Raw genomic sequence first — 20491 nt, 5'->3', positions numbered from 1 at the left:
GCAAGGACGACGCTCTCGGCATCGTCCCGGGAGCGGCGTGAGCACCGGTCCACGCGGGGGCGCGCCCGATGGCGGTCGGTACGGTGAAGCGTTCTTCCGGCCCGGACAGGCGGGGGAGGGCGAGCGCATCGATTTTGGGGCCCTTGCCTACGACGACTTCACCATGGCGCGGCTCCGGGCCATCGGGGCCGGCCCCGGATGGCGCTGCCTGGACGTGGGGGCCGGCACGGGTACGGTCTCCGGCCGGCTGCTCGAGGAGGCCGGAGTGGAGAGCGTGCTCGCCGTGGACCGCGACGTGCGGTTTCTCGCCGAGCTGTCCTTGCCGGGGCTCGACGTGCTGGAGGCCGACATCACGGCCCCTGACTTCGTCTCCGGCCGGTTCCAGCTCGTCCACGCACGCTTCGTACTGATGCATCTGCCCGAGCGCGACCGCGTGATCCGGGCCTTGGCCGAACGCGTTGCGCCCGGGGGAGTGCTGGTGCTCAGCGACGCGGTCGACCTGACGAGTGACCGGACGCCCGGCACGCCGTACACCGAGGTGATGCGGGCGATGTGGCAAGGGCTGCGGAGCACGATCGGTACCGCTGTCGACTGGGTGCCGTCGTACCCGCAGATGCTGCGTGGAGCGGGGCTCGAGTCCGTCGCCGCCGAGATCCATGTGCCGCCGCTGCTGCCGGGGAGCGCCATCAGCAGGTTCTGGGCGGAAACCTGGGAGCGCAGCAGAGCGGCGATGATCGCCACCGGGCTCGTCGACGACATGGCCATCGACGCGGCGGTCCGGTATCTGGGCTCCGGCGAATGCGCCGCGGTGTCGGCCGGCATGCTCACCGTCTGGGGACGCAGGCCCGACAAGGACGGGGGTTGAGCAGCCGCAGCCCGGGCCCCGCCCAGGGCGCTCAGGGGGCCGGCTCAGGTGTGTCCGGACCACGTCGTCTGCGGACCGCGGCGACGATGCCGAGAACCATCCCCACGGCGAGCACGATCAGCCCCCGCAGCCACACGTCAGCTTCCACCTGGGTGGCGAGCAGGATGCAGGACGCTGCTCCGAGTACGGGAAGTGCCGTGGGTGCCCGGAAATGATCGTGTGCTGTGCCGTCGCGGCGCAGCACCAGGACCGCGGTGTTGACGATGAAGAACACGACGAGGAGAAGCAGGACCAGTGTGGAGGCCAGCGTGGCGATGTCGGAGGTGAGGGCGAGCAGCAGGGACAGTGCGGTGGTGGCCGCGATGGCTGCCCACGGCGTGCGGCGGCCGGGCAGGACGCGGGCGAGGAACCGCGGGAGCAGACCGTCCCTGGCCATGCCGTAGGCCAGCCGTGAGGCCATGATGCCGGTGAGGAGTGCTCCGTTGGCGACGGCGATCAGGGCGATCGCGCTGAAGAGCTCAGTGGGTACCCCGCCGGCCTTCCGTACTACTTCGAGGAGTGGGCCGCTCGACCCGGTCAGGGTCGGCGTGGCGACGGCCGCGGAAGCCGCGGCGCCCACCAGGACGTACACCGCGCCGGCGGTGGTCAGCGCTCCGAAAAGTGCCCGCGGATAGGCACGTCGGGGGTCGCGGGTCTCCTCAGCCACGTTGACCGACGTCTCGAATCCGACGAATGAGTAGTAGGCCAGCACGGCTCCGCTCAGAATCGCGGCGGCCGGCCCCTTGCCGGCGGTGCCCAGGTCAGTCAGTCGTCCGAGATCGGCGTCACCCCGCAGGATGATCCAGGCGCCGAGAACGATGACGAGTACGAGTCCGCTCACTTCGATGACCGTGGCGACGACGTTGGCACGAGTCGATTCGCTGATGCCCCGGGCGTTCAGCAGTGCCAGAGCGACGAGGAAGACGAATGCGACCAGTACGACAGGGAGAGTAACGAACTCGGCCAGGTAATCCCCCGCGAACCCGCGCGCCAGGGCCGCGACCGAGACGACGCCTGCGGTCAGCATGCAGTACCCGGCGAGGAAACCGGTGAAAGGGCCGTATGCCAGGTTCGCGTAGTGGGAGGCCCCGCCCGCCCGTGGGTACTTCGTGGCCAGCTCGGCGTACGAGGCGGCTGTCAGCAGAGCCAGAGACAAGGCCGCCAGCAACGGCACCCAGACAGCGCCCCCCGATTGTGCGGCGACCTGTCCCACAAGGACATAGACGCCCGCACCCAGCACATCTCCAAGGATGAAGAAGTAAAGCAGGGGAGTAGTCAGGGCCTTTTTGAGGGTTGTCGTCTGCGGGCCGGTGGTTTCGGTTGATCCTCTGGGTGAGTTCACGAAGGGCCAGATACCCCGAATAGCAGCCCGCAGACGGCGCTGCTCCGAATGGCACGCGCAGCCGAGCCGACACGGCGGACGTCCGCATCCCGGCCCGGCTCGGAGGAGTCGGCCGAGAGACGGACGTCCGCCCGTACGCGCTGATCAGTGGTGGCCGTGGGCGCTGTTGGACGCGCCGCCGAACAGCTTGGCAAGGGCACGGAACGGAAGCGTGACGACCGTGGCTATGGCGCTTCCGATGGTCCTGAGAACGTCTGCAATGGCCTTCAGCACGGTGGAACCTCCGTAGGAATACTGCCCGACAACCGGAAAAGATTGCTTCGGTGGACTGTTGTCCAGCGGCTACCCGGCCCGGAAGGGTGGAAACAGGTGAGATGGTGAGCGCCGCTGTGACGGATCCGCGTTCCGCCCTGAGAAATCGGCCCCTTCTGCGCCCAGGAACACACACCTCGGAGGCGAGGCTTCCGTGCATTCGGCTCCCACGTCGGGCGGTGTCGTAAAAGGAGGGGTGCGGGACAGCCCTTAGTGGTTTCCGGAGAACCTTGAATGCGTCGACATCCAGGGTCATGCCGGCGTCGAGCTGAGACCGGGACGCTTCTGTCCGGGAGCGGTCCGGGCGGAGATGAGGGAGCGGTCGCGTCCTGTGGAGCGGGCGTGGCGCCGTCATCCAGTACGAGGGCTTCCGGCCCAACGGGACGCGGGTACCCATCCGCACGGCTGGAGGGGTACCCCACCTCAGGCCTCGGCGGCTCGATTTCTGTCCACTTCTGTTGGTGCGTGTTGACGTCCGCCTCTAGTGCAGATTCACTAGGGTTCACCTGATGTCCTCACACTATGGGGTAGTGATGCGGCAGCTGACGACGAGGAGACCCCTGGCAGACAGGGTGCGCGGGACCACATGGCGCGGGTGCGTGCCGCGCGTGAGCACGGAGAGGTGCGCGACGCTGTGACCGCTTACCCGTTCACGTCGCACGCCGCGGTGCGTTCGGGCGTCGCGCGAGTGACTCTCGCCGGTGAACTCGACCTGGACTCGGGCCCCGCCGTCCAGGAGGCGGTGAGTGCTTGTCTGGAGGAGGAGGTGACGAGTCTCTGGCTCGATCTGACCGACGTCTCCTTCTGCGACTGTGCCGGCCTGGGCGCCTTGTTCAGGGCGCGGACGGCCGTTCTCCGAGCAGGCGCGGATCTCGTCGTTGAGGGGGTGGGATCCCAGTTGGGGCGGCTGCTCCGCCTCGTCGGGGCCGAAGACCTCTTCACCGGGAGGAGCGCGAATCCCGAGTCGGCTCATCGGGCTTCGGGAACGGCCTCGACACGCCGTGATGTTCGGGCGGAGGCCACCGCCGAGTGGCCGTTGCGGAGACTGGCATGATCATGCGATCCGCCCCTTCCAAGGATGCGCCGATGCCTTCACCTTTCGCACACAGCCGGCCGGTCAGGATTCTGCTGGTCGAGGACCACGACATGGTGGCCGAGGCGATATGCCTCGCCCTGGAGCGCTCGCCCGATCTGCAGGTCGTGGCGCGTGCGGCGTCGGTGGCGTCCGCACTGGCCGACGTGCAGCGATGCGAGCCGGATGTCGTACTTATGGACCGGCGCTTGCCGGACGGCGACGGGGTCACCGCCATCGCCGATCTGCTGGCCCTCGTGCCGGACGCCCGTGTCCTGGTTCTGGCCGGAGAAGGCAGTGCGTCGGTAGCGGCGCGCGTCGCGGAGATGGGCGGGGCGGGCCTGATTCTCAAGGCCCGCGGTCTGAGGGAGTTGGAGGAGGCGGTCCGTCGAGTCGCAGCGGGTGAGGTGGTGTTCAGCCAGGACCTGTTGGGCGACGTGCTGGAACGGCTGACAGGCCGGACGCCGGGGCTCGGTGCGAACCTCACTCCGCGGGAAAGGGAAACACTTCATCTGTTGGGGGAGGGGCACAGCACCGCGAGGATCAGCGAGCAGCTCGGAGTGGCTCTCAACACGGGGCGCAACCACGTCCAACGGGTGCTGGAAAAGCTGGGAGCGCGTTCCCAGCTGGAAGCTGTGACGGTCGCGCGACGTGAAGGGCTCCTCAAGTGACGCAGCAGCCACTGGAACAGGCATGGGTGAGGAAGCCGCCGGCTCCGTTGTCGGATGCGGCTTTCACACTGCTGGTGCAAGGGGTCCTGGACTACGGCATCTTCATGCTCGACCCGCAGGGCTACATCATCAGTTGGAACGCCGGTGCGGAGCGCATCAAGGGATACAGCGCAGAGGACATCGTCGGCCAGCACTTCTCGGTCTTCTACCCACTCGAGGACCAGTCCTCGGGCAAGCCGAAATGGGAGTTGGAGACCGCCGTGGCCGAGGGCAGACTGGAGGACGAGGGCTGGCGCGTCCGCAAGGACGGCTCCCGGTTCTGGGCGAACGTGGTCATCACCGCCTTGTGGGACGAAAAAGGTGTGCTGCAGGGATTCGGCAAGGTCACCCGGGACATGTCCGAACGGCGGGCAGCGCAGCATGCCCTCACCGAGCGACGACGGTTGTTCGATCACCTGGTCCAGGCTCAGGAGTCGGAACGACGCCGCATCGCCTGGGACGTCCACGACGACTCCATCCAGGCCATGGTCGCTGTCGGAATGCGGCTGGAACTGCTCGCGGACCGCGTACCGGAGCCGTACTCCGCAGAGTTGCAGCGTCTCGACGTCTCGGTCCGTGAAGCGATCGGCCGGCTCCGGAGTCTGACGTTCCGGCTGCATCCCCCCGGGATAGACCGGCACGGCCTGGTCGAAGGACTCTCCAGCCACCTGGAGGACGTGGTGGGCTCTTCCTGGGGGATGCCCTATGCGTTCGAGCACCGCCTCGACCGGGAACCTCCCCCCGAGACGGCCATCACCATCTTCCGCATCGTCCAGGAGACCCTGCTGAACGTGCACAAGCACGCAGGCGCGAGCAGAGTCGACGTCAGCGTCGAGTCGGTCGACAGAGGAGTTCTGACGCGGGTCACGGACGACGGAACCGGCGCGCCCATGTCGCAGGACGGTACCCGCGAACATTTCGGGATCATCGAGATGCGGGAGAGGGCCGAGACGGCAGGAGGATGGTGGTCCATGCAGAGCCGGCCCGGAACGGGCACGACAGTCGAGTTCTGGGTACCCGATCCCTGTCCGGTAACCGACTCGACGCCGACGGACGGTGCGCCGTGACGGCGGAGGCACCGGGCGGCTCCGCCGTCCCACCGTTCAGCGTGATCCTCTGTGACGACAATGTGCTGCTGCTGGAGATCCTGGGCGAGGTCGTTCAGGCACAGCCCGACCTCGAGGTCGTCGGCACGGCGCGCAACGACGAGCAGGCGCTTCGACTCGCGAACCGATATCAACCGGACCTCGTGATCCTTGACGTCCGCTTCCCCGGCGGGGGCCCCTCCGTTGCCAGGGACATCGCACGGTGCTCACCCACCAGCAGAATCGTGGCGTTCTCCGCGTACGACGACAAGGGTTCCGTCGAGCGGATGATGGACGCCGGTGTCTGCGGGTACGTACTCAAAGGTGCGAGCAACCGGGAACTCCTCACGGCCCTGCGCCGGGCGGCGGAATCTCGATAGGGACGCTGTGCTCCTCCGCTCCCGTCCTTGCCCGCCTCCGGCGCCCGCCCTGCGCAAGGGAAGTGTGAGTCGAGCAGGCCGGACCGCAGATGCCCGACGCGGAGAGGGCCGGGATGTACAGCGGGGACGGGGTGGCCGGTTCTCGCCTGCTTGTCGTGGCGCCGACCCGCTCATCGTGCGGCCGGAGGCACGCTCATCGCCAGCAGTGCGGTGTCGTCGTCGAGTCCCTCGCCGAACGAGTCGAGCAGCTCGGTGAGCGCCTCCACGGCACTGGTGGCCGAGGCGGGTGCGAAGACCCGGGCGAACCGCAGGAGCGCTTCGTCGCCATAGCGTTCGCCTGTGTGCGGGATACGCGCCTCGGTCAGACCGTCGGTATAGAGCAGCAGGGTGTCACCAGGACGTAGATCCAGGGCGACCGTGGTGAACTGGGCGTCCGGAACCACTCCGACCAACTGGCCGCCCGGCGTGGGCCGGTAGTCGGCACTGCCGTCGGCACGCAGCAGCACAGCGGGCGGGTGCCCGCCGCCGGCCAGGACGATGTGGAATTCCGTGTCGTCGTCTCCGGGCGTCAGAAGGCCGAAGATCACCGTGCAGAACCGCGGTTCGTCGTCCTGTGTCTGGTGGTTGAGAGCGGTGTTGAGGTTGGCGAGCACCGTAGCCGGTATCGGATCGGAGACCGCCGCGGCTCGCAGGGTGTACCGCGCCAAGGACGTCACCACGGCGGCGTCAGCGCCCTTGCCGCGTACGTCTCCCATGAAGAAGCCCCAGCGACCGCCGGCCAGCGGGAACAGATCGTAGAAATCCCCGCCCACCTCGTCGGGAGATGCGAAGTGGTAGTGCGCGGCGACGTCCAGGCCCGGAACCGGTTCGAGCGTCGGCGGGATCAGGGTGCGCTGCAGAGTCGTGGCGAGGCGCTGCAGGCGGTCGCGGTCGCGGTCGGCCTCCTGACGGGCACGTAGGAGCTCACGCTCGTAGGTGCGTCTGTCCCGGGCGTCCAGAAGAGTGGTGCGGATCAGCATCGGTTCGCCGTCGCGGTCCTGCTTGACGACGGAGGTGACCAGGACGGGCAGTCGGCTGCCGTCGGCGGCCTTGAGCTCCAGGGCGATACCGCTGATCTCGCCCTGCATGCGCAGCAGTGGTGAGAAGTGCGTCTCGTGATACAACCTGCCGCCGACGGTCAACAGATCGGGGAACTTCCTGCGGCCTATCAGTTCCTCCCGGCGGTAGCCGAGCCATTTCAACAGCGTTTCGTTGACCTTCGCTATCCGACCGTCCATCAGGGTGGAGAGGTAGCCGCACGGCGCGTTCTCGTACAGGTCCTCGGCACTGTCCTCCAGCAGAGCGGAGAACGACAGTTGTTCCTGGTCGGAGCCTCCAGCCGCCCACAATCCGTTGGCCTCCTCGTTGCCCGGGTCCACCGTCACGGCCCCTGCACGAAGGCGATGATGGCCTCGGCCGTCTCCTCGGGGGCGCTCAGCTGGGGGCAGTGGCCTGTCGAGTCCAGGGTGACCAGTTGACTGCCGGGGATCCGGGCCTGGACGTAGGCACCGACCTCACGCGGAGCGATCGTGTCGCGCGCACTCTCGACGATGAGCGTCGCAACGGTCACCGTGGCGAGGTCCGCGCGGTTGTCGGAGAGGAAAGTGGCTCGCGCGAACAGCCGTGCGATCTCGGGATCCGTTCGGCAGAAGCTGTTGGTCAGCTCCTCGCCCAGTTCGGGGCGTTCCGGGTTTCCCATGATCACCGGTGCCATGGTCGCGGACCAGCCGAGGTAATTGCTATCCAGCGACTCGAGCAGTTCGTCGATATCCTGCTTGCTGAATCCGCCGCGGTAGTCGCCGTCGTCGATGTACGACGGCGACGGGGTGAGAAGGACGAGCTTGTCGAAAAGGCGGGGCTCCTGCGCGGCGGCAAGGACACCGATCATGGAACTGACCGAATGCCCGACGAAGACCACCGGTCCGAGTCCGAGGGTTCGGCATATCTCGAGGACATCCTGCGCATAGCCCTCCAGAGTGGAGTAGCGCTCGGGGCTCCAGGCGGACACGTCGGAGCGCCCCGCCCCCACGTAGTCGAAGAGGACCACCCGGAAGCGTTCCTCCAGCACGGGCGCGACTAGACGCCACAGGTTCTGATCACATCCGAAACCGTGGGCCAGCATCACCACAGGCCCGCCGTCCCGGCCCGTCACCGATACGCGGTTCCTTGTCAGGACGTCCATAAGAACATCGTGACACTCCACGCGCGGGACGGCCTGCTCAGGCGGGCGAGGGGCGGCTCACCAGCATGGAGAGGGCCAGTGGGTCCCAGCCGCCGCCCTGAGGTTGTCCTCAGGTGTCTCCGTCCGCGGTCTTTTTGCCGTTCGCTTCGCGGTGCACCTCAAAGCTGCTGCACACCCCGGCCGCCCGCCCAGGGCTACAAGCCGAGCTCGGCCTGGTGGACGACCGGTCGTTCGAAAGGCCTCAGCACCGGGAACCGCGTGGATTGAGGCCGCAGCCCGAGTCGCCGGAGTCAGGCCGGGTCCACGAGCTCGACGCCGCGCAGCAAGCGGTGTACCCGGTGGGGTGAATCGGACAGGCAACGTGCCTGCAGGCAGCCACGGAACCGCCACTGCGCTCAGGGGGTACTGCCGTCTGCATGGGGGGAGCTTTGAGTCAGCCTTCGGGATGAGTCGTCGGAGAGGAGGCGCCCGTTCACTGCAGGCTCGGAGCCACGAGCGCACGGGTGTCGCCGGTGTTTGACAAGGCGGTGCGGGTCCGCAAGCACGGAGAACCGCCGGTGCTCGACTCGGTCCGCAGCTCAGGCCGAGGGGAATCCGGCCGTCAGCCACGCCAACAGCTGGCCCGGCGCGTCTTCCTGGAGAAGATGGCCGGCGCCCTCGATCCAGTGCAGCTCTGCTTGCGGAACCCGTTCGTGCAGCCACTCGGCGTACTTCGGAGGAAGAATGCGGTCCTCGCGGCCCCAGACGAGCCGTACCGGAAGCGAGATTCCGCTCAGCAGATGCTCATACGCCACCGTGTCCGTCTGCCTGATCTGGCTGTACTGGCGATAGAACGCCGCTTGCCCTGCGTCCCCCCGCCACGGTGCGAGGAACGTGTCGAGGACTCCCGGCCTGAAGCCGACGTGCGTGGCGTGCCGCAGATGGCTGATGACCAGCGCTTCGTGTGCGTAGCCCGGAAGTTTCTGGAAGACCTCCTCGTGCTCGAGAAAGAGCTGGAAGAGCCCTCGCTCCCACTCACCGCCGCTCACCGCGTCGAAGAGGGTCAGGTCGCGGTAGCGCCTCTCCTCCAACAACAAGGTGCGAAGCGCCACAGCCCCGCCGATGTCGTGGGCGACAACACTGGGGTCGGACAGCTCCCAGTGGTCGAGGAGCCGGGCAAAGGTTTTCGCGTGGGCCGCCAGGCTGAGGTCCTGGCCCTCGCGCTGGTCCGACTCACCGAAGCCGAGGTGGTCGAAGAAGAAGACCTTGCGGGTACGGGCGAGCGCCGGAGCGATGTCCCGCCAGAGAAACGAAGAATACGGCGTGCCGTGCACGAGCACGACCGGGTCTCCGCTCCCCAGGGCTCCCCACCGCACCACACCTTGAGGCGTCTGGAATTCCTCACCAAGTGTCCAGTCCATCACTGGCCTCCTGTTCCGTCCCATGAACACCACCTGCCACTCAGAGCATGCCCTGATGTCGCTTTGGCAAAAAAGCTCCCGCGCCTGCGGACCCCGACTCATCGGCAAGGCCTGCTGCGGGAGCCGGCGGCGGTACGGGGATGCGTGGGAACCCGATGTAGCGCGGGGAGCAGATGTGATGTGAGGTGGAGAGAGGAACGGGGTCCTGGTGCACAAGGTGATCTGTGAGGTGGGTGATGCGGGACGGGGATGTGCGTCGGATGCTGGCCGGGTTGTTGGACGACAGCCATGTGCTGTCGTTCGAGCAACTGCCGGAAGTGGTGGCCAGGCACGCTGCGGCTGCCGGGTTCACCGATGTCCTCATCTACCTGGGCGATCTGCAGCGTGACGTGCTGCGATTGGCCACCGGTCACGGTCTGGACGCCGCCGGGGAAACGGAAGGGCATCAGAGGCAACTCCTGGTGGAGGGCACGGTGGCAGGGCGGGCCTACCAGTACGGCAGCATCACGGGCGCGGCCGACAGCACGGAGGGCGCGCACAAGTGGTGGATTCCGCTGCTGGACGGCACGGAGCGGCTCGGCGTACTGCACCTGGGAACGACCACGGACGACGAGGACGTGCGACAGGCGATGCTGTCGCTCGCCTCCCTGGTGGCGATGATGGTGGTCAGCACGGGGGACACAAGTGACTCCTATGCCCGGCTGGCCCGTATCAGGCCGATGAACGTCGCCGCGGAAATGCAGTGGCAACTGATGGCACCGCGCACGTACGTCGACGGAAGGGTGGCCATCGCCGCGGTGATGGAGCCGGCCTACGAGGTCAGTGGCGACGCCTACGACTACGCCACGGCCGGCGACGTCGTGCACTTGTCTCTGTTCGACGCCATGGGGCACGACACCGCAGCCGGTCTGACGGCCAACCTGGCCGTGGGCGCCTGCCGCAACCGGCGGCGTCAGGGCACCGGCCTCGCCGACCTCGGCGACGCCATCGAGCAGGTGCTGCTCGAACAGTTCAAGACCGAGCGCTGGGTCACCGGCGTCCTGGCCGACCTGGACACCCGGACGGGCATGCTCTCCTGGACGAACCGGGGCCACCTCCCGCCTGTCGTCATCCGTGCCGGTCGCTGGACCACGCTGCTGGACTGCCCGCCCGCCCACCCCATGGGCAGCGACTTCGGCCTGCCCACGGTCGTGTGCCGAGAACAGCTGCAACCCGGCGACCGCCTCGTCCTGTACAGCGATGGCATCGTCGAAGCCCGGAACACGCGCGGAGAGGAATTCGGAGAAACCGCCTTCCGCGACTTCCTCGCCCGTCACCATTTCGACGCCCTGCCCGTCGCCGAAACACTGCGCCGACTCATGCGCTCCCTGCTCGCCCTCCACGACGGAAAGCTCCAGGACGACGCCACCATCCTGCTCTGCGAATGGCTCGGCCCCACCACCCGCTCCACCGCGGCCGCCGCCCCCATCGCCGGCGTACCCCGGCCGGCCGGGTGAAGAGAGGCCGGCGCGTACGTCCAGGAGCCCGATCCGGCGAGCCCGCGCCGCCGGAGTCCTTGCGGGAGGGGGACCGCACCGCCGTGGCGGCCGGGCCGTGATCGGGTCGCGGGTCTCCAACGGCGAGGCGAGCGCCAAGACGGGCGACGGCACGGCGGACGGCACTCGGGGCCCGGCCGCCACGAGCGGCGAGAGCGTCGGACATGGCGTCGATGGCGAAGGCGTAACCACGGCTTTGTGGGTCCCGTTCGCCTTCAGCGTCTCGTGGGCGAGGCCGTGCCGTGGATGCCGGGCTGGTCGATCATCAGACGCAGCCGGTGCAGACCGCGGCGCGTGTGACTCTTGACCGTTCCCAATGGCACCCCGGTGCGTTCGGCGATCTGGACTTGCGTCAGGTCCTCGTAGAAGGCCAGGCACAGCACCTCGCGCTGAGCGCGAGGCAGTCGGTGCAGGGCGTCGACGAGCAGCACATGGTCCAGTACGGCGTCCGGTGCCGTCTCGGCGGGGCCGGCGGGGGTGGCGTCGCGCGCGGCCGAGTCGACCACGGCCATGCGCCGGGTCCTGGCGGCCAGCGCGTCGAGAATCTCCCTGAGGACACTGCCAACCGCGTCCGTGCCGTCGGCCGTGGCGAGTGGATCGACGACGAGTTCGGCCGGTGGGGCCACCATCGGCGGCAGTCCAAGCATGCACGACCCCTTCTCGCTCCCGGTCATCCGCACAGCAGTGCTTCCGCCGGATGTCTCGATGCGGATGCGCCGACTCCTGCCGAAACGGCGCTGCTGCCGGGTGCATGCGCCTCGGCGGCCTGTCGACGGGTGATCCATGGCGGCGTGTCGCCCGAGGCCTTGGCCCGGCGGAGACGGCGCCGCCACAAGAAGGGGCGCGCCTCGATCATGAGCAGGGGCGTGACGCGCCCGTGCCCCCCTTCGCCCGGGGTGACGAGGCGGGGACCGAGTTGGCCGCCGAAGAGACAGTGCACGACGGGTGCCTCCTCAGTCGCGGCCGCGGGCATGCTTGAAGCGTGCGAGCCCGTCGGCGAGGTCGATGAGTGGGTCCGGGTAGTCGACACCGGCGCGTTGCTCCGCCGGGAGCCGCCAGGGTTCGTGCACTCTCCTTCCCTCCAGGTCCGTGAGCTCGGGGACCCAGCGGCGCACATAGGTGCCGTCCGGATCGAACCTTTTCGCCTGGAGGAGGGGGTTGAGGACGCGATGGGGCCGGGTGTCGGTGCCGGTGCCGGCGACCCACTGCCAGTTGAGCTGGTTGTTGACGATGTCGCCGTCCACGAGGAGGTCCAGGAAGTGCTGGGCGCCGATCCGCCAGTCGACGTACAGCGTCTTGGCCAGGAAGCTCGCTGTCAGCAGGCGTGCGCGGTTGTGCATCCAGCCCTCGTGCCGCAGTTGTCGCATGGCGGCATCGACGATCGGGTATCCCGTCCGTCCGTCCCGCCATGCGGCGATGTCCTCGGCCGCGTCCTCCTCGTTTCGCCACCGGTCCTGGTGTGTGCGGTAGTCCTTGCCGGATGCCTCAGGGCGCGCCGCCATCACTTGGTGGTGGAAGTCCCGCCAGCACACCTGACGTACGAACGCGTCCGCGCCGGGACCGCCGTGCTTGCGGGCCCGGTGGACGAGCTCCACCGGGGAGAGGGCTCCGAAGTGGAGAAAGGCCGACAGCTTTGAAGTGGCGTCACCCGCGAGGTCGTCGTGGCTGTCCTCGTACTGGGACAGCCCGGAACGCGACCACCGCGAGAACCGGTCACGGCCGGACGTCTCCCCTCCACGCAGAAGACCGGGCGAGGCGCCGGTCACGTCGGCACGTGCCGGGAGTGGCTCGCCGCGTGCCCCGTCGGGGACGCGTACGGACCGCGGCGCGGGGAAGGGCGTCCTCAGCGACTCCTGGGACCAGCGGCGGGAATACGGGGTGAAGACGGCGAAGTGGTCGGAACCGGAGGGCGTCACCGCGCCCGGGGCGATAGCGGTGATGACCGTCTCGTGCACGCGCAGGGTCACACTTCCTTCACCGAGGGCTTCGCGCAGCTGTTCCTCTCGGCGGTGGGCGTACGCGGTGACGCCGGCGGCCATGTGAACCACGACGGCCTCGCACTCGGCGGCGACCGCGCAGACCTCCCGGACGACCGGCCCCGCGCGGACCACGAGCCGGCCACCGCGGCTGCGCAGCGAGGCGTCGAGGTCGTTGAGGCAGTCGGCGAGAAAGGCCCGCCGGTTGGGAGCGTCGAACCCCGCCGCGTGAATCCCGGAATCCAGGACGAACAACGGCACCACCTCGTCCGCCGCCTTCAGCGCCGCGTGCAGCGGCGGATGGTCGTGCAGACGCAGGTCCGAGGTGAACAGGACGACCGCGACGGTCATGACTTGACTCCTGGCGCAATGGTGCGTGAACGGGTACCTAGTGCCGCCCACTTCGCCGGCGGTAGCGGCGCCGGATGCGCCCGTGGGGCTGATCACCCCTATGGGCGGTCAAGCCCTTCGCGGCGGCCTGGGTGATGTTGCGTGCCATGCCGCCGAAGACGACGGCGTGAAACGGGGAGACGGCCCACCAGTACGCGTGACCGAGGAGCCCGCGCGGGTGAAAGAGCGCGCGCTGCCGGTAGCGGGTGCGGCCTCCGGCGTCCGTCTCGACGTGCATCTCCAGCCAGGCCAGACCCGGCAGCCGCATCTCCGCCCGCAGCCGCAGCAGTCGGACCGGCTCGATCTCCTCGACTCGCCAGAAGTCCAGCGAGTCGCCGACCCGCAGGCGTTCCGCGTCTCGCCGTCCGCGGCGCAGACCGACACCGCCGATGAACCGGTCCAGCCAGCCGCGTACCGCCCACGCCAGGGGCAGGGAATACCAGCCGTTGTCACCGCCGATTCCCTCCACCACCTTCCACAACGCTTGCGGTGACGCGTCGACGGGCAGTTGCCTCTCGTCCTTGTACAGGCTGCCGCCCGCCCAGTCGGGGTCGGTGGGAAGGGGATCGCTGGGAGCCCCCGGGACGGAAGCGGACGACCAGCGCGTGGCGACCTGTGCCTCTCGGACCCGCCGCAAGGCCAGGGCCAATGCCTCGTCGAACGGCAGGGGCCGGCCCGGGGGGTCGGGGACGTACCGGGCGATGTCGTGTTCCCGGCAGACGACCTCATGACGAAGCGACTCCGTCAGGGGCCGGGCGATCGAGGCCGGGACCGGAGTCACCAGGCCGACCCAGTGGCTGGACAACCGTGGGGTGAGCACCGGTACGGGGACGATGATCCGCCTTTTGAGCCCGGCGACGGCAGCGTATCGACGCATCATCTCGCGGTAGGTGAGCACGTCCGGACCGCCGACGTCGAAAGCCCGGTCCACGTCGTCCGGCATGGTGGCCGCTCCGACCAGGTAGCGCAGAACGTCGCGGACCCCGATGGGCTGGGTGCGGGTGTGCACCCAGCTGGGCGTCACCATGACGGGCAGCCGTTCGGTCAGATAGCGCAGCATCTCGAACGACGCGGACCCCGAGCCGATGACGACCGCGGCCCGCAGCACCGTGGCGGAAACCGGGGAGTCGAGGAAGATGTGGCCGACCTCCGAACGGGAGCGCAGATGCGGGGAGAGCGTCTGTTCGGGGACGTTTCTCGGAGTGAGACCGCCGAGGTAGACAATTCTCCGGATGCCTGCCGCGTGAGCCTGCTGGGCGAAGACATGTGCCGCGCGGCGGTCGGTTTCCTCGAAGTCCGCGCCCGATGAGAGGGCGTGCACCAGGTAATAGGCGACGTCGACGCCGCGCATGCCCTCGGCGACGGAATTCAGGTCGGTGACGTCCCCCTGGAGGCTCTCGACGTCGGCCGCCCAGGGCTGGTCCCTGAGTTTGGCGGGTGAGCGGACCAGGCACCGCACTCGATGGCCGGCCTCCAGCAGCTCCGGCACCAGGCGTCCGCCGATGTACCCGGACGCGCCGGTCACCAGACAGAGCAGCCGTTCCGCGTCCCGCTGTCCGGTCATCGCCACAGTCCTCTTTCCCGGCTCGTCGGCGCCACCGTGTCCTCTCGACCGATCATGGGTCCCACAACACGACTTCGCCTGTTGCGGCGAGGCTGTCCGCGGCCATGACGGGCGACCGGGAACCGCCCGGTCCGGCCAACGTCTCCTGGCCGGAAGACCACGCGGCGTAGGCTGCCCGAGCCTGGTCGCACCCACTGCTTCCCGCTCAACAGCTGCGGCGGATGCACCAGCAGCGGGTGCCGATCGCACGACCGGGCGGACCGGTTCAGCTGCCTGGTTGACACCGCCGCAGTACCCGGCGGACGGGTGGCGTGGTGGGGGGCAACGGTCGGTGCGGCCGACGGGCGACGGGCAGCCGGAGAACCCGTACCTGCACATGTGATCGCCGGCCTTGGGACCCGGGGCGAGTGACCGGCCAAGCCCTACCGGGGTGAGGCAGAAAGGTACAGGCGCCCGGCTGGGACAGGTGTCCGGTGTCCGGTCGCCGGTCACCGTTCCTGGGACGCTGGTGGATTCGCCGATGGCGGCCGGCCCTGGCCCGTCGAGACTGCGGTCTCAACCCATTGGGACACGCGTTCACGGAGGCAATCCATGCGCATGCTTGCTCGGTTATCCCGGCGGTCCGTCACCGCCACCGCGCTGGGGGCGGTGCTTTGCGGCGCGCTCTTCGCCGTCGCCCCGCAGGCCGCCCCGGCCGCAGCTTCCGCCGCCGGGGCTGCGAGTCCGACGGTCACCGTCCCGCCCGCCGGCACTCACGGCTTCCCGTTCCTCGCCGCGGCGGAGGACCTCGGCTCGTTCGGCTACGCCGAGAGCGAGTACTTCATCTCGGGCACCGCCACGTCATACGCCAAGTCGGGCCTGTGGACGTCGGACGGCCGGTGGAACGTCCGAGCGTCGGGCACCGCCGCCTACAAGAGCCGCCTGCTGGTGCGGCGCCCCGCCGATCCGGCGAAGTTCAACGGCACGGTGGTCGTGGAGTGGCTCAACGTCAGCGGCCAGCTCGACCTCTCCCCGGACTACTGGTTCGAGCGCGACGAGCTGCTTCGCGAGGGCTACGCCTGGGTCGGCGTCTCGGCACAGGCCGTCGGGGTCAACGGCGGGCGGGGTGAGATCAAGGGCCTCAAGGGCTGGGACCCGGCCCGGTACGGCAGCCTGGTCCATCCCGGGGACGCCTTCGCCTACGACATCTTCTCCCAGGCGGGCCAGGCGCTGCGGGCCCCGAACGGGCCGGACCCGCTCGGCGGGCTCCCGGTCCGGACGTTGCTCGCCGACGGCGAGTCGCAGTCGGCGGGCTTCATGACGACATACGTCAACGCGGTCCAGCCCGTGTCCGGGGTCTACGACGGCTTCATGGTCCACAGCAACAGCGCGATCGCCGCTCCCCTCAGCGGCGAGCTCGCCGACACCCTGCTGATGCCGAACCCGTCGCGGATCAGGAGCGACCTGGCGGCGCCGACGTTCGTCGTGCTCACGGAGACCGACGTGCCGGGCGCCGCGACCGCCCGGCAGCCGGACACCACCAGCGTCGTGCACTGGGAGTTGGCCGGCACCGCGCACGGCGACCAGTGGGCCTACGACGTCGGCAACCCAACGGTGCAGAAGTCCGCGGGCTCGGCGGCGCCGTCGACCGACTGTGCCGCCGGGTCGGCTCCGTTCAACGACGGGCCCGGCCACTGGGCGATGAACGCGGCGCTGCGCCACCTGGCCGTCTGGGCGCGGGGCGGTGCGCGGCCGCCGAGCGGCCGGCCGCTGAGCACCGTCCTGCGTGACCCGGCCACCGGCCTGGCCACCGGCGGTGTCCGCCTGCCGGACGTCACGGTGCCCACCCGTACGCTCACCGGTTCGCGTGACACCACGGGCAGCGGCGTCTTCTGCGGTCTGTACGGCGCCCGGGACCCGTGGAACGGCGACGCCGACGCCTGGGACCGGCACGACGACGGCGATCCGTCCGACCCCTCCTTCCCGGCCACGGCGGAACCGGTGCTCAGCCGGCTCTACCCGACCCACGCCGACTATGTGGGCAAGGTGCGCACGGCCGCGCAGATGTCCGTCGACGCCGGGTACCTGCTGCCACAGGACGCGGAGGCGGTCGTCGCTGCCGCGCAGGCCTCGGGAATCGGCGGCTGACCCACCAGCAGCGGGGCCGTCGGCGCTGCAGGAGCGCGTCGACGGCCTCCACGCCGTGCTCGTACATCTCCTGCCGCCGGCCGCCGTGAGTACGTCCGTATTCACTGTGAGTTCCTCGACATGTCCGCCCCCGTCCGATCACCCGGACCGGACGGGGGCGTCGTGTGCACGCACGTGTGTGGCGGCTTGACCGTCATGCGGGCCCGGCAGCCTGACCGCCCAGCGGGTTCGGCGGGCCGGAGCCCGTGGTCGGTGGCCGTCCTTGCGTGCCGTTGCCGGCCGCTACTCCGTGCGCAGGGCTGTCGCGGTGCGGGCCCTGGCCGCCCAGCCCGCGGGAAGCATCGCGCCCAGCATCGCGATAGCGATACCGGCCAGCCCCAGCAGGGCCAGCTGCCACGGCTCGTACACCTCGAGGATCGACGGCGGGAGGTTGGTGCCTCCCGCATGCCCCATCACCGGCAGCACGTAGCCGTGCAGTGCGTACCCGGCCGGGACACCGACCAGTCCGCCGAGTACGCCGATCCCGGCGACCGAGGCGAGCACGAGGCTCACGGTCTGCCGCGGCGACATGCCGAGCGCCTTGCAGACACCGATGTCATGGACGCGTTCGCGGGTGTCGAGGACCACGGAGTTGAGTACCCCGAGCCCCGCGACCGAGACGAGCATGAGGGTGAGCAGCACCGCCATCGCGTTCAGGACGAGGATCATGCTCTCCCCTTCGGAGGGCGAGTTGGCCATGACCTCGCCACCCAGCGGCTGCACCGCGGCCTCCAGCTTCTGCGCGTACTGGGCGGGGGAGACGCCCGGCTCGACCGCGATGAGGAAGTCCTGGACCTCGGCCCCGGTGAACGTGGCGAGGTCCATGGTGAGATGCAGGCCGCCGTCCGACGTGTCGAAGGCTTCGCCGACGATCTTCAGGTTCCTGGTCTGCTTCTTGTACGTCACCCGGACGGTGTCACCGATCCCGGTTCCGGTGCGCTCCAGGAAGCCGGTGGGCACCACGGCCTCTCCGGGAGCCGCGAACCAGCGCCCGGAGCTCATCTCGTAGCGGCCGGATCCCGTCTCACCCTGGTAGAAGTTGGCCCGGACGGTGCCGGAGATCCCGGGCACGGTGACGTCGTCCTGCGTCATGCCGTAGTACGAGGCGGTGCCGGCCTGTGCCTCGATGGCGGCGCGGACCCGGGACGGGTCGGCGTGCGGAGCGGGCCGGCCGCCGGCCGGGGGTCCGCCGCCCTCGGGCCTGCTGGCGACCACGGTGACCTCGGCCCGTTCCTCGGGGTCCGACGCCGCGCCGATCGCGTTGAGGGACGAGGTGAGCCCGAGCGCGAAGGTCGCCGCGACCGTGCCGAACGCCACCGCGAGGAGCAGCGCGAGCGCCCGCACCGGGTGGGCGAACGGGCTCGCGAGGCCGTACGTCACCGCCCGCGGCAGGGGCAGCTTTCCCGCTGCCCGGTGCGCCCACTGACCCCGCCCGGTGCGCGGCGCCCGTCCGACCGCGATGGCCTCGACGGTACGCAGCCGGCCGGCCCGCAGCGCGGGGACCAGCGCCGCGACACCGACGACGAGCGTGGTGACGGCCACGACCAGGACGTCCACCCACCAGGCCACGGACAGCGAGGCGGTCCCGTACACCGACTCGGTGTCCGCCAGCAGCGGCATCGCCAGGAGGTTGCCCAGCACGACGCCCAGCGCGATACCGGTACCGGCGGGGATCAGGGCCTGGGCCAGATAGGCCCGGACGACTTCGCGCGGGGTGAAGCCGATGGCTTTGAGTATCCCGATGCGGCGAAGACCGGTGCCCACGGAGCCGCTGACCACGCTGCCGACGATGATCACCGACATGATGATGCCCAGCACTCCGAAGGCGATCAGGAACGGGATGGTCGGCGCCGCGCCCCGGTCGGCGTCCCGCTTGGTGTCCAGCCAGGACTGGCTGCCTGCCAGCGCCCCCGACGGGAGGGCGGCGGCGAGCTGCTTGCGGCCGTCGGCGATCTTCTGCTTCGTCCCCGCGGAGTCGAGGCGGTAGAGCATCTGGCTGGTCACCGGGCTGTCCGTCGATGCCAGCGCGGTGATTTGGGCGGGGAGCGCCCATGCGTCGGCGGTCCTGCCGGCCGAGATGGCGAGGCCGACGACGGTCAGGCTCGGGCTGTCCGCGGCGTCCGAGGCCTTCAGGACCATGCCGAGGTCGAAGGCGGGTCCGGCGACGGACGCGGTGAGCACGATCTCGCCGGGCTTCTCGGGCCAGCGGCCGGACTTCAGATTCAGATCGTCCACCGTGCTGTGCGGGCCGGTGCGTCCGACCAGCGTCAGCCCCGTCATGTGGCCGCCCCGTTCGTCCACCGGGCGGATCGTCGTGGTCGGATACGGCCCCGCGCTCGCGCTGATCCCGGGCAGCCGCCCGGTTTCCCTGAGCTGGGCCGCAGTGGCCTTGGCCGGGTCGAACTGCGCGGTGATATGGGCCCCGTGCTGCTTGGCGAAGGCGTGGTCGAAGGGGGCGTCCGCGGCGACCATGAGCGATCCGGCGACCACGGCGGAGGCCACGGCCATCACGGTGGCGATGGCGATCACGGTGGTCTGTACCCAGCGTCGGCCCACCCCGGACCGCACGACCCGGCCGAGAGCGCCGTTCATCGGACGGCCTGCGCAAGGGTGTCGGCCGCGAGATGCCCGTCGACCAGGTGGATGGTCCGGCCGGCGCAGGACTGTGCCAGTGCCAGGTCGTGCGTCACCAGCACGATGGTCTGCCCGCCGCGGTGCAGATCAAGCAGCAGCTCCCGTACGTCCTGGCCCGAGGCGGTGTCGAGCGCACCGGTGGGCTCATCGGCCAGCAGCAGGGCCGGCCGGTTGATCAGCGCCCTGGCCACCGCGACCCGCTGGCGCTCTCCGCCGGACAGGCGGCCAGGGTAGGCGCGCGCGTGCTTCGAGATGCCCAGCAGCTCCATGAGTTCACCGGCGCGGACCGCCGCCTTCTTCCTGGCCGTCCCGGTGAGCTGGGCGGGAAGCTGGATGTTGTCGGCGACGCTGAGGTCGTCGAGGAGATTGAAGAACTGGAAGACCATGCCGATCTGCTCGCGGCGGAAACGGGCCAGCGCGTGTTCGCTGAGCTGGTCGATCCGCCGTCCGGCCACGGTCACGGAGCCTTCGGTCGGCTTGTCGAGACCGGCGATGAGATTGAGCAGGGTGGACTTGCCGCTGCCGGAGGGGCCGGTCACGGCGAGCGCCTCGCCTTCGGCGACGGTGAGGCCGATCGGCCCGAGCGCAGGAGCACCGGTGCCGCCGTAGCGTTTGGCCACGCCCTGCAGTTCGATCACATGAGTCACGGGAGCTGTCCTTACGGTCGGGGCGTACGCATGTCCTGGCCCGCCCGGCGAACCCTGCGGCGAGAGAGCCGAGGAGCGGCACGACTTGGCCGGCCCAGTGAACGTAGGGGCGAGCCGCCGGGGGGTGCGTCGTCCGCGGCACCGACATCCGGC

General features: G+C 69.6%; 16 protein-coding genes and 1 pseudogene. 7 read left to right on the top strand and 10 right to left on the bottom strand.

Going from position 1 to position 20491, the window contains the following annotated elements; translation table 11 throughout:
• Positions 1-37 precede the first annotated feature (37 nt).
• Positions 38-865, top strand: a complete 828-nt coding sequence (locus tag ABTX18_RS00475) for a class I SAM-dependent methyltransferase (protein WP_352120501.1) — start codon at positions 38-40, stop codon at positions 863-865.
• 31 nt (positions 866-896) lie between these two features.
• On the opposite strand, the gene ABTX18_RS00470 is transcribed toward ABTX18_RS00475, so the two are convergent.
• Both ABTX18_RS00470 and ABTX18_RS00465 read right to left on the bottom strand, forming a co-directional pair.
• Positions 897-2246, bottom strand: coding sequence for an APC family permease (locus ABTX18_RS00470; protein WP_352120500.1), 1350 nt, complete (start codon positions 2244-2246; stop codon positions 897-899).
• A gap of 144 nt (positions 2247-2390) precedes the next feature.
• Positions 2391-2519 carry an LPFR motif small protein gene (locus ABTX18_RS00465; RefSeq protein WP_276613944.1) on the bottom strand — a complete coding sequence of 43 codons (129 nt, stop codon included), beginning with the start codon at positions 2517-2519 and terminating at the stop codon, positions 2391-2393.
• Between the two features lie 625 nt (positions 2520-3144).
• On the opposite strand from ABTX18_RS00465, the gene ABTX18_RS00460 reads away from it, so the two are divergent.
• Genes ABTX18_RS00460 through ABTX18_RS00445 form a run of 4 tightly spaced genes read left to right on the top strand, consistent with a single transcriptional unit; the run spans position 3145 to position 5805 of the window.
• Positions 3145-3612, top strand: a complete 468-nt coding sequence (locus ABTX18_RS00460) for an STAS domain-containing protein (RefSeq protein WP_352120499.1) — start codon at positions 3145-3147, stop codon at positions 3610-3612.
• Positions 3609-4301 (top strand): response regulator, encoded by a 693-nt coding sequence (locus tag ABTX18_RS00455; protein WP_352120498.1) that lies wholly within the window; start codon positions 3609-3611, stop codon positions 4299-4301. Before ABTX18_RS00460 ends, ABTX18_RS00455 begins: the two co-directional genes overlap by 4 nt.
• Positions 4298-5407: a PAS domain-containing sensor histidine kinase gene (locus ABTX18_RS00450; RefSeq protein ID WP_352120497.1), complete on the top strand. Its 1110-nt coding sequence runs from the start codon at positions 4298-4300 to the stop codon at positions 5405-5407. Before ABTX18_RS00455 ends, ABTX18_RS00450 begins: the two co-directional genes overlap by 4 nt.
• Entirely contained in the window at positions 5404-5805 is a 402-nt protein-coding gene (locus ABTX18_RS00445; RefSeq protein WP_352120496.1) for a response regulator, read from the top strand. The genes ABTX18_RS00450 and ABTX18_RS00445 overlap by 4 nt, the downstream gene beginning before the upstream one ends.
• Before the next feature lie 170 nt (positions 5806-5975).
• Here the strand turns inward: ABTX18_RS00445 and ABTX18_RS00440 are convergent, their stop codons facing one another.
• The 3 genes from ABTX18_RS00440 to ABTX18_RS00430 form a co-directional block, all read right to left on the bottom strand.
• Positions 5976-7229 (bottom strand): PP2C family protein-serine/threonine phosphatase, encoded by a 1254-nt coding sequence (locus ABTX18_RS00440; protein WP_503061073.1) that lies wholly within the window; start codon positions 7227-7229, stop codon positions 5976-5978.
• Positions 7226-8026 carry an alpha/beta fold hydrolase gene (locus ABTX18_RS00435; protein WP_352120495.1) on the bottom strand — a complete coding sequence of 267 codons (801 nt, stop codon included), beginning with the start codon at positions 8024-8026 and terminating at the stop codon, positions 7226-7228. The genes ABTX18_RS00440 and ABTX18_RS00435 overlap by 4 nt, the downstream gene beginning before the upstream one ends.
• Positions 8027-8604: 578 nt before the next feature.
• Positions 8605-9426, bottom strand: a complete 822-nt coding sequence (locus ABTX18_RS00430) for an alpha/beta fold hydrolase (RefSeq protein WP_352120494.1) — start codon at positions 9424-9426, stop codon at positions 8605-8607.
• Between the two features lie 236 nt (positions 9427-9662).
• On the opposite strand from ABTX18_RS00430, the gene ABTX18_RS00425 reads away from it, so the two are divergent.
• Complete coding sequence (locus ABTX18_RS00425; RefSeq protein ID WP_352120493.1) at positions 9663-10922, top strand: PP2C family protein-serine/threonine phosphatase; 1260 nt, start codon at positions 9663-9665, stop codon at positions 10920-10922.
• A 254-nt stretch (positions 10923-11176) separates the two neighbouring features.
• Here the strand turns inward: ABTX18_RS00425 and ABTX18_RS00420 are convergent.
• The 3 genes and pseudogenes from ABTX18_RS00420 to ABTX18_RS00410 form a co-directional block, all read right to left on the bottom strand.
• Positions 11177-11539, bottom strand: a pseudogene (locus ABTX18_RS00420) (RNA polymerase sigma factor); the annotation flags it as partial.
• Between the two features lie 375 nt (positions 11540-11914).
• A complete protein-coding gene (locus ABTX18_RS00415; protein WP_352120492.1) occupies positions 11915-13288 on the bottom strand; it encodes a cryptochrome/photolyase family protein in 1374 nt (457 codons plus the stop codon).
• A 37-nt stretch (positions 13289-13325) separates the two neighbouring features.
• Complete coding sequence (locus tag ABTX18_RS00410) at positions 13326-14891, bottom strand: SDR family oxidoreductase (RefSeq protein WP_352120491.1); 1566 nt, start codon at positions 14889-14891, stop codon at positions 13326-13328.
• A 591-nt stretch (positions 14892-15482) separates the two neighbouring features.
• On the opposite strand from ABTX18_RS00410, the gene ABTX18_RS00405 reads away from it, so the two are divergent.
• Positions 15483-17018 (top strand): alpha/beta hydrolase domain-containing protein, encoded by a 1536-nt coding sequence (locus ABTX18_RS00405; RefSeq protein ID WP_352120490.1) that lies wholly within the window; start codon positions 15483-15485, stop codon positions 17016-17018.
• A gap of 282 nt (positions 17019-17300) precedes the next feature.
• Here the strand turns inward: ABTX18_RS00405 and ABTX18_RS00400 are convergent, their stop codons facing one another.
• Together ABTX18_RS00400 and ABTX18_RS00395 are read right to left on the bottom strand one after the other, a co-directional pair.
• A complete protein-coding gene (locus tag ABTX18_RS00400; protein ID WP_352120489.1) occupies positions 17301-19649 on the bottom strand; it encodes an ABC transporter permease in 2349 nt (782 codons plus the stop codon).
• Positions 19646-20338 carry an ABC transporter ATP-binding protein gene (locus ABTX18_RS00395; RefSeq protein ID WP_352120488.1) on the bottom strand — a complete coding sequence of 231 codons (693 nt, stop codon included), beginning with the start codon at positions 20336-20338 and terminating at the stop codon, positions 19646-19648. Before ABTX18_RS00395 ends, ABTX18_RS00400 begins: the two co-directional genes overlap by 4 nt.
• Between the last annotated feature and the right edge of the window lie 153 nt (positions 20339-20491).

Source organism: Streptomyces sp. NPDC096323 (assembly GCF_040302845.1).
Classification (GTDB): Bacteria; Actinomycetota; Actinomycetes; order Streptomycetales; family Streptomycetaceae; genus Streptomyces.
Note: the sequence above shows the minus strand (reverse complement) of the source record. Positions and strands in the feature narration are given on the sequence as shown.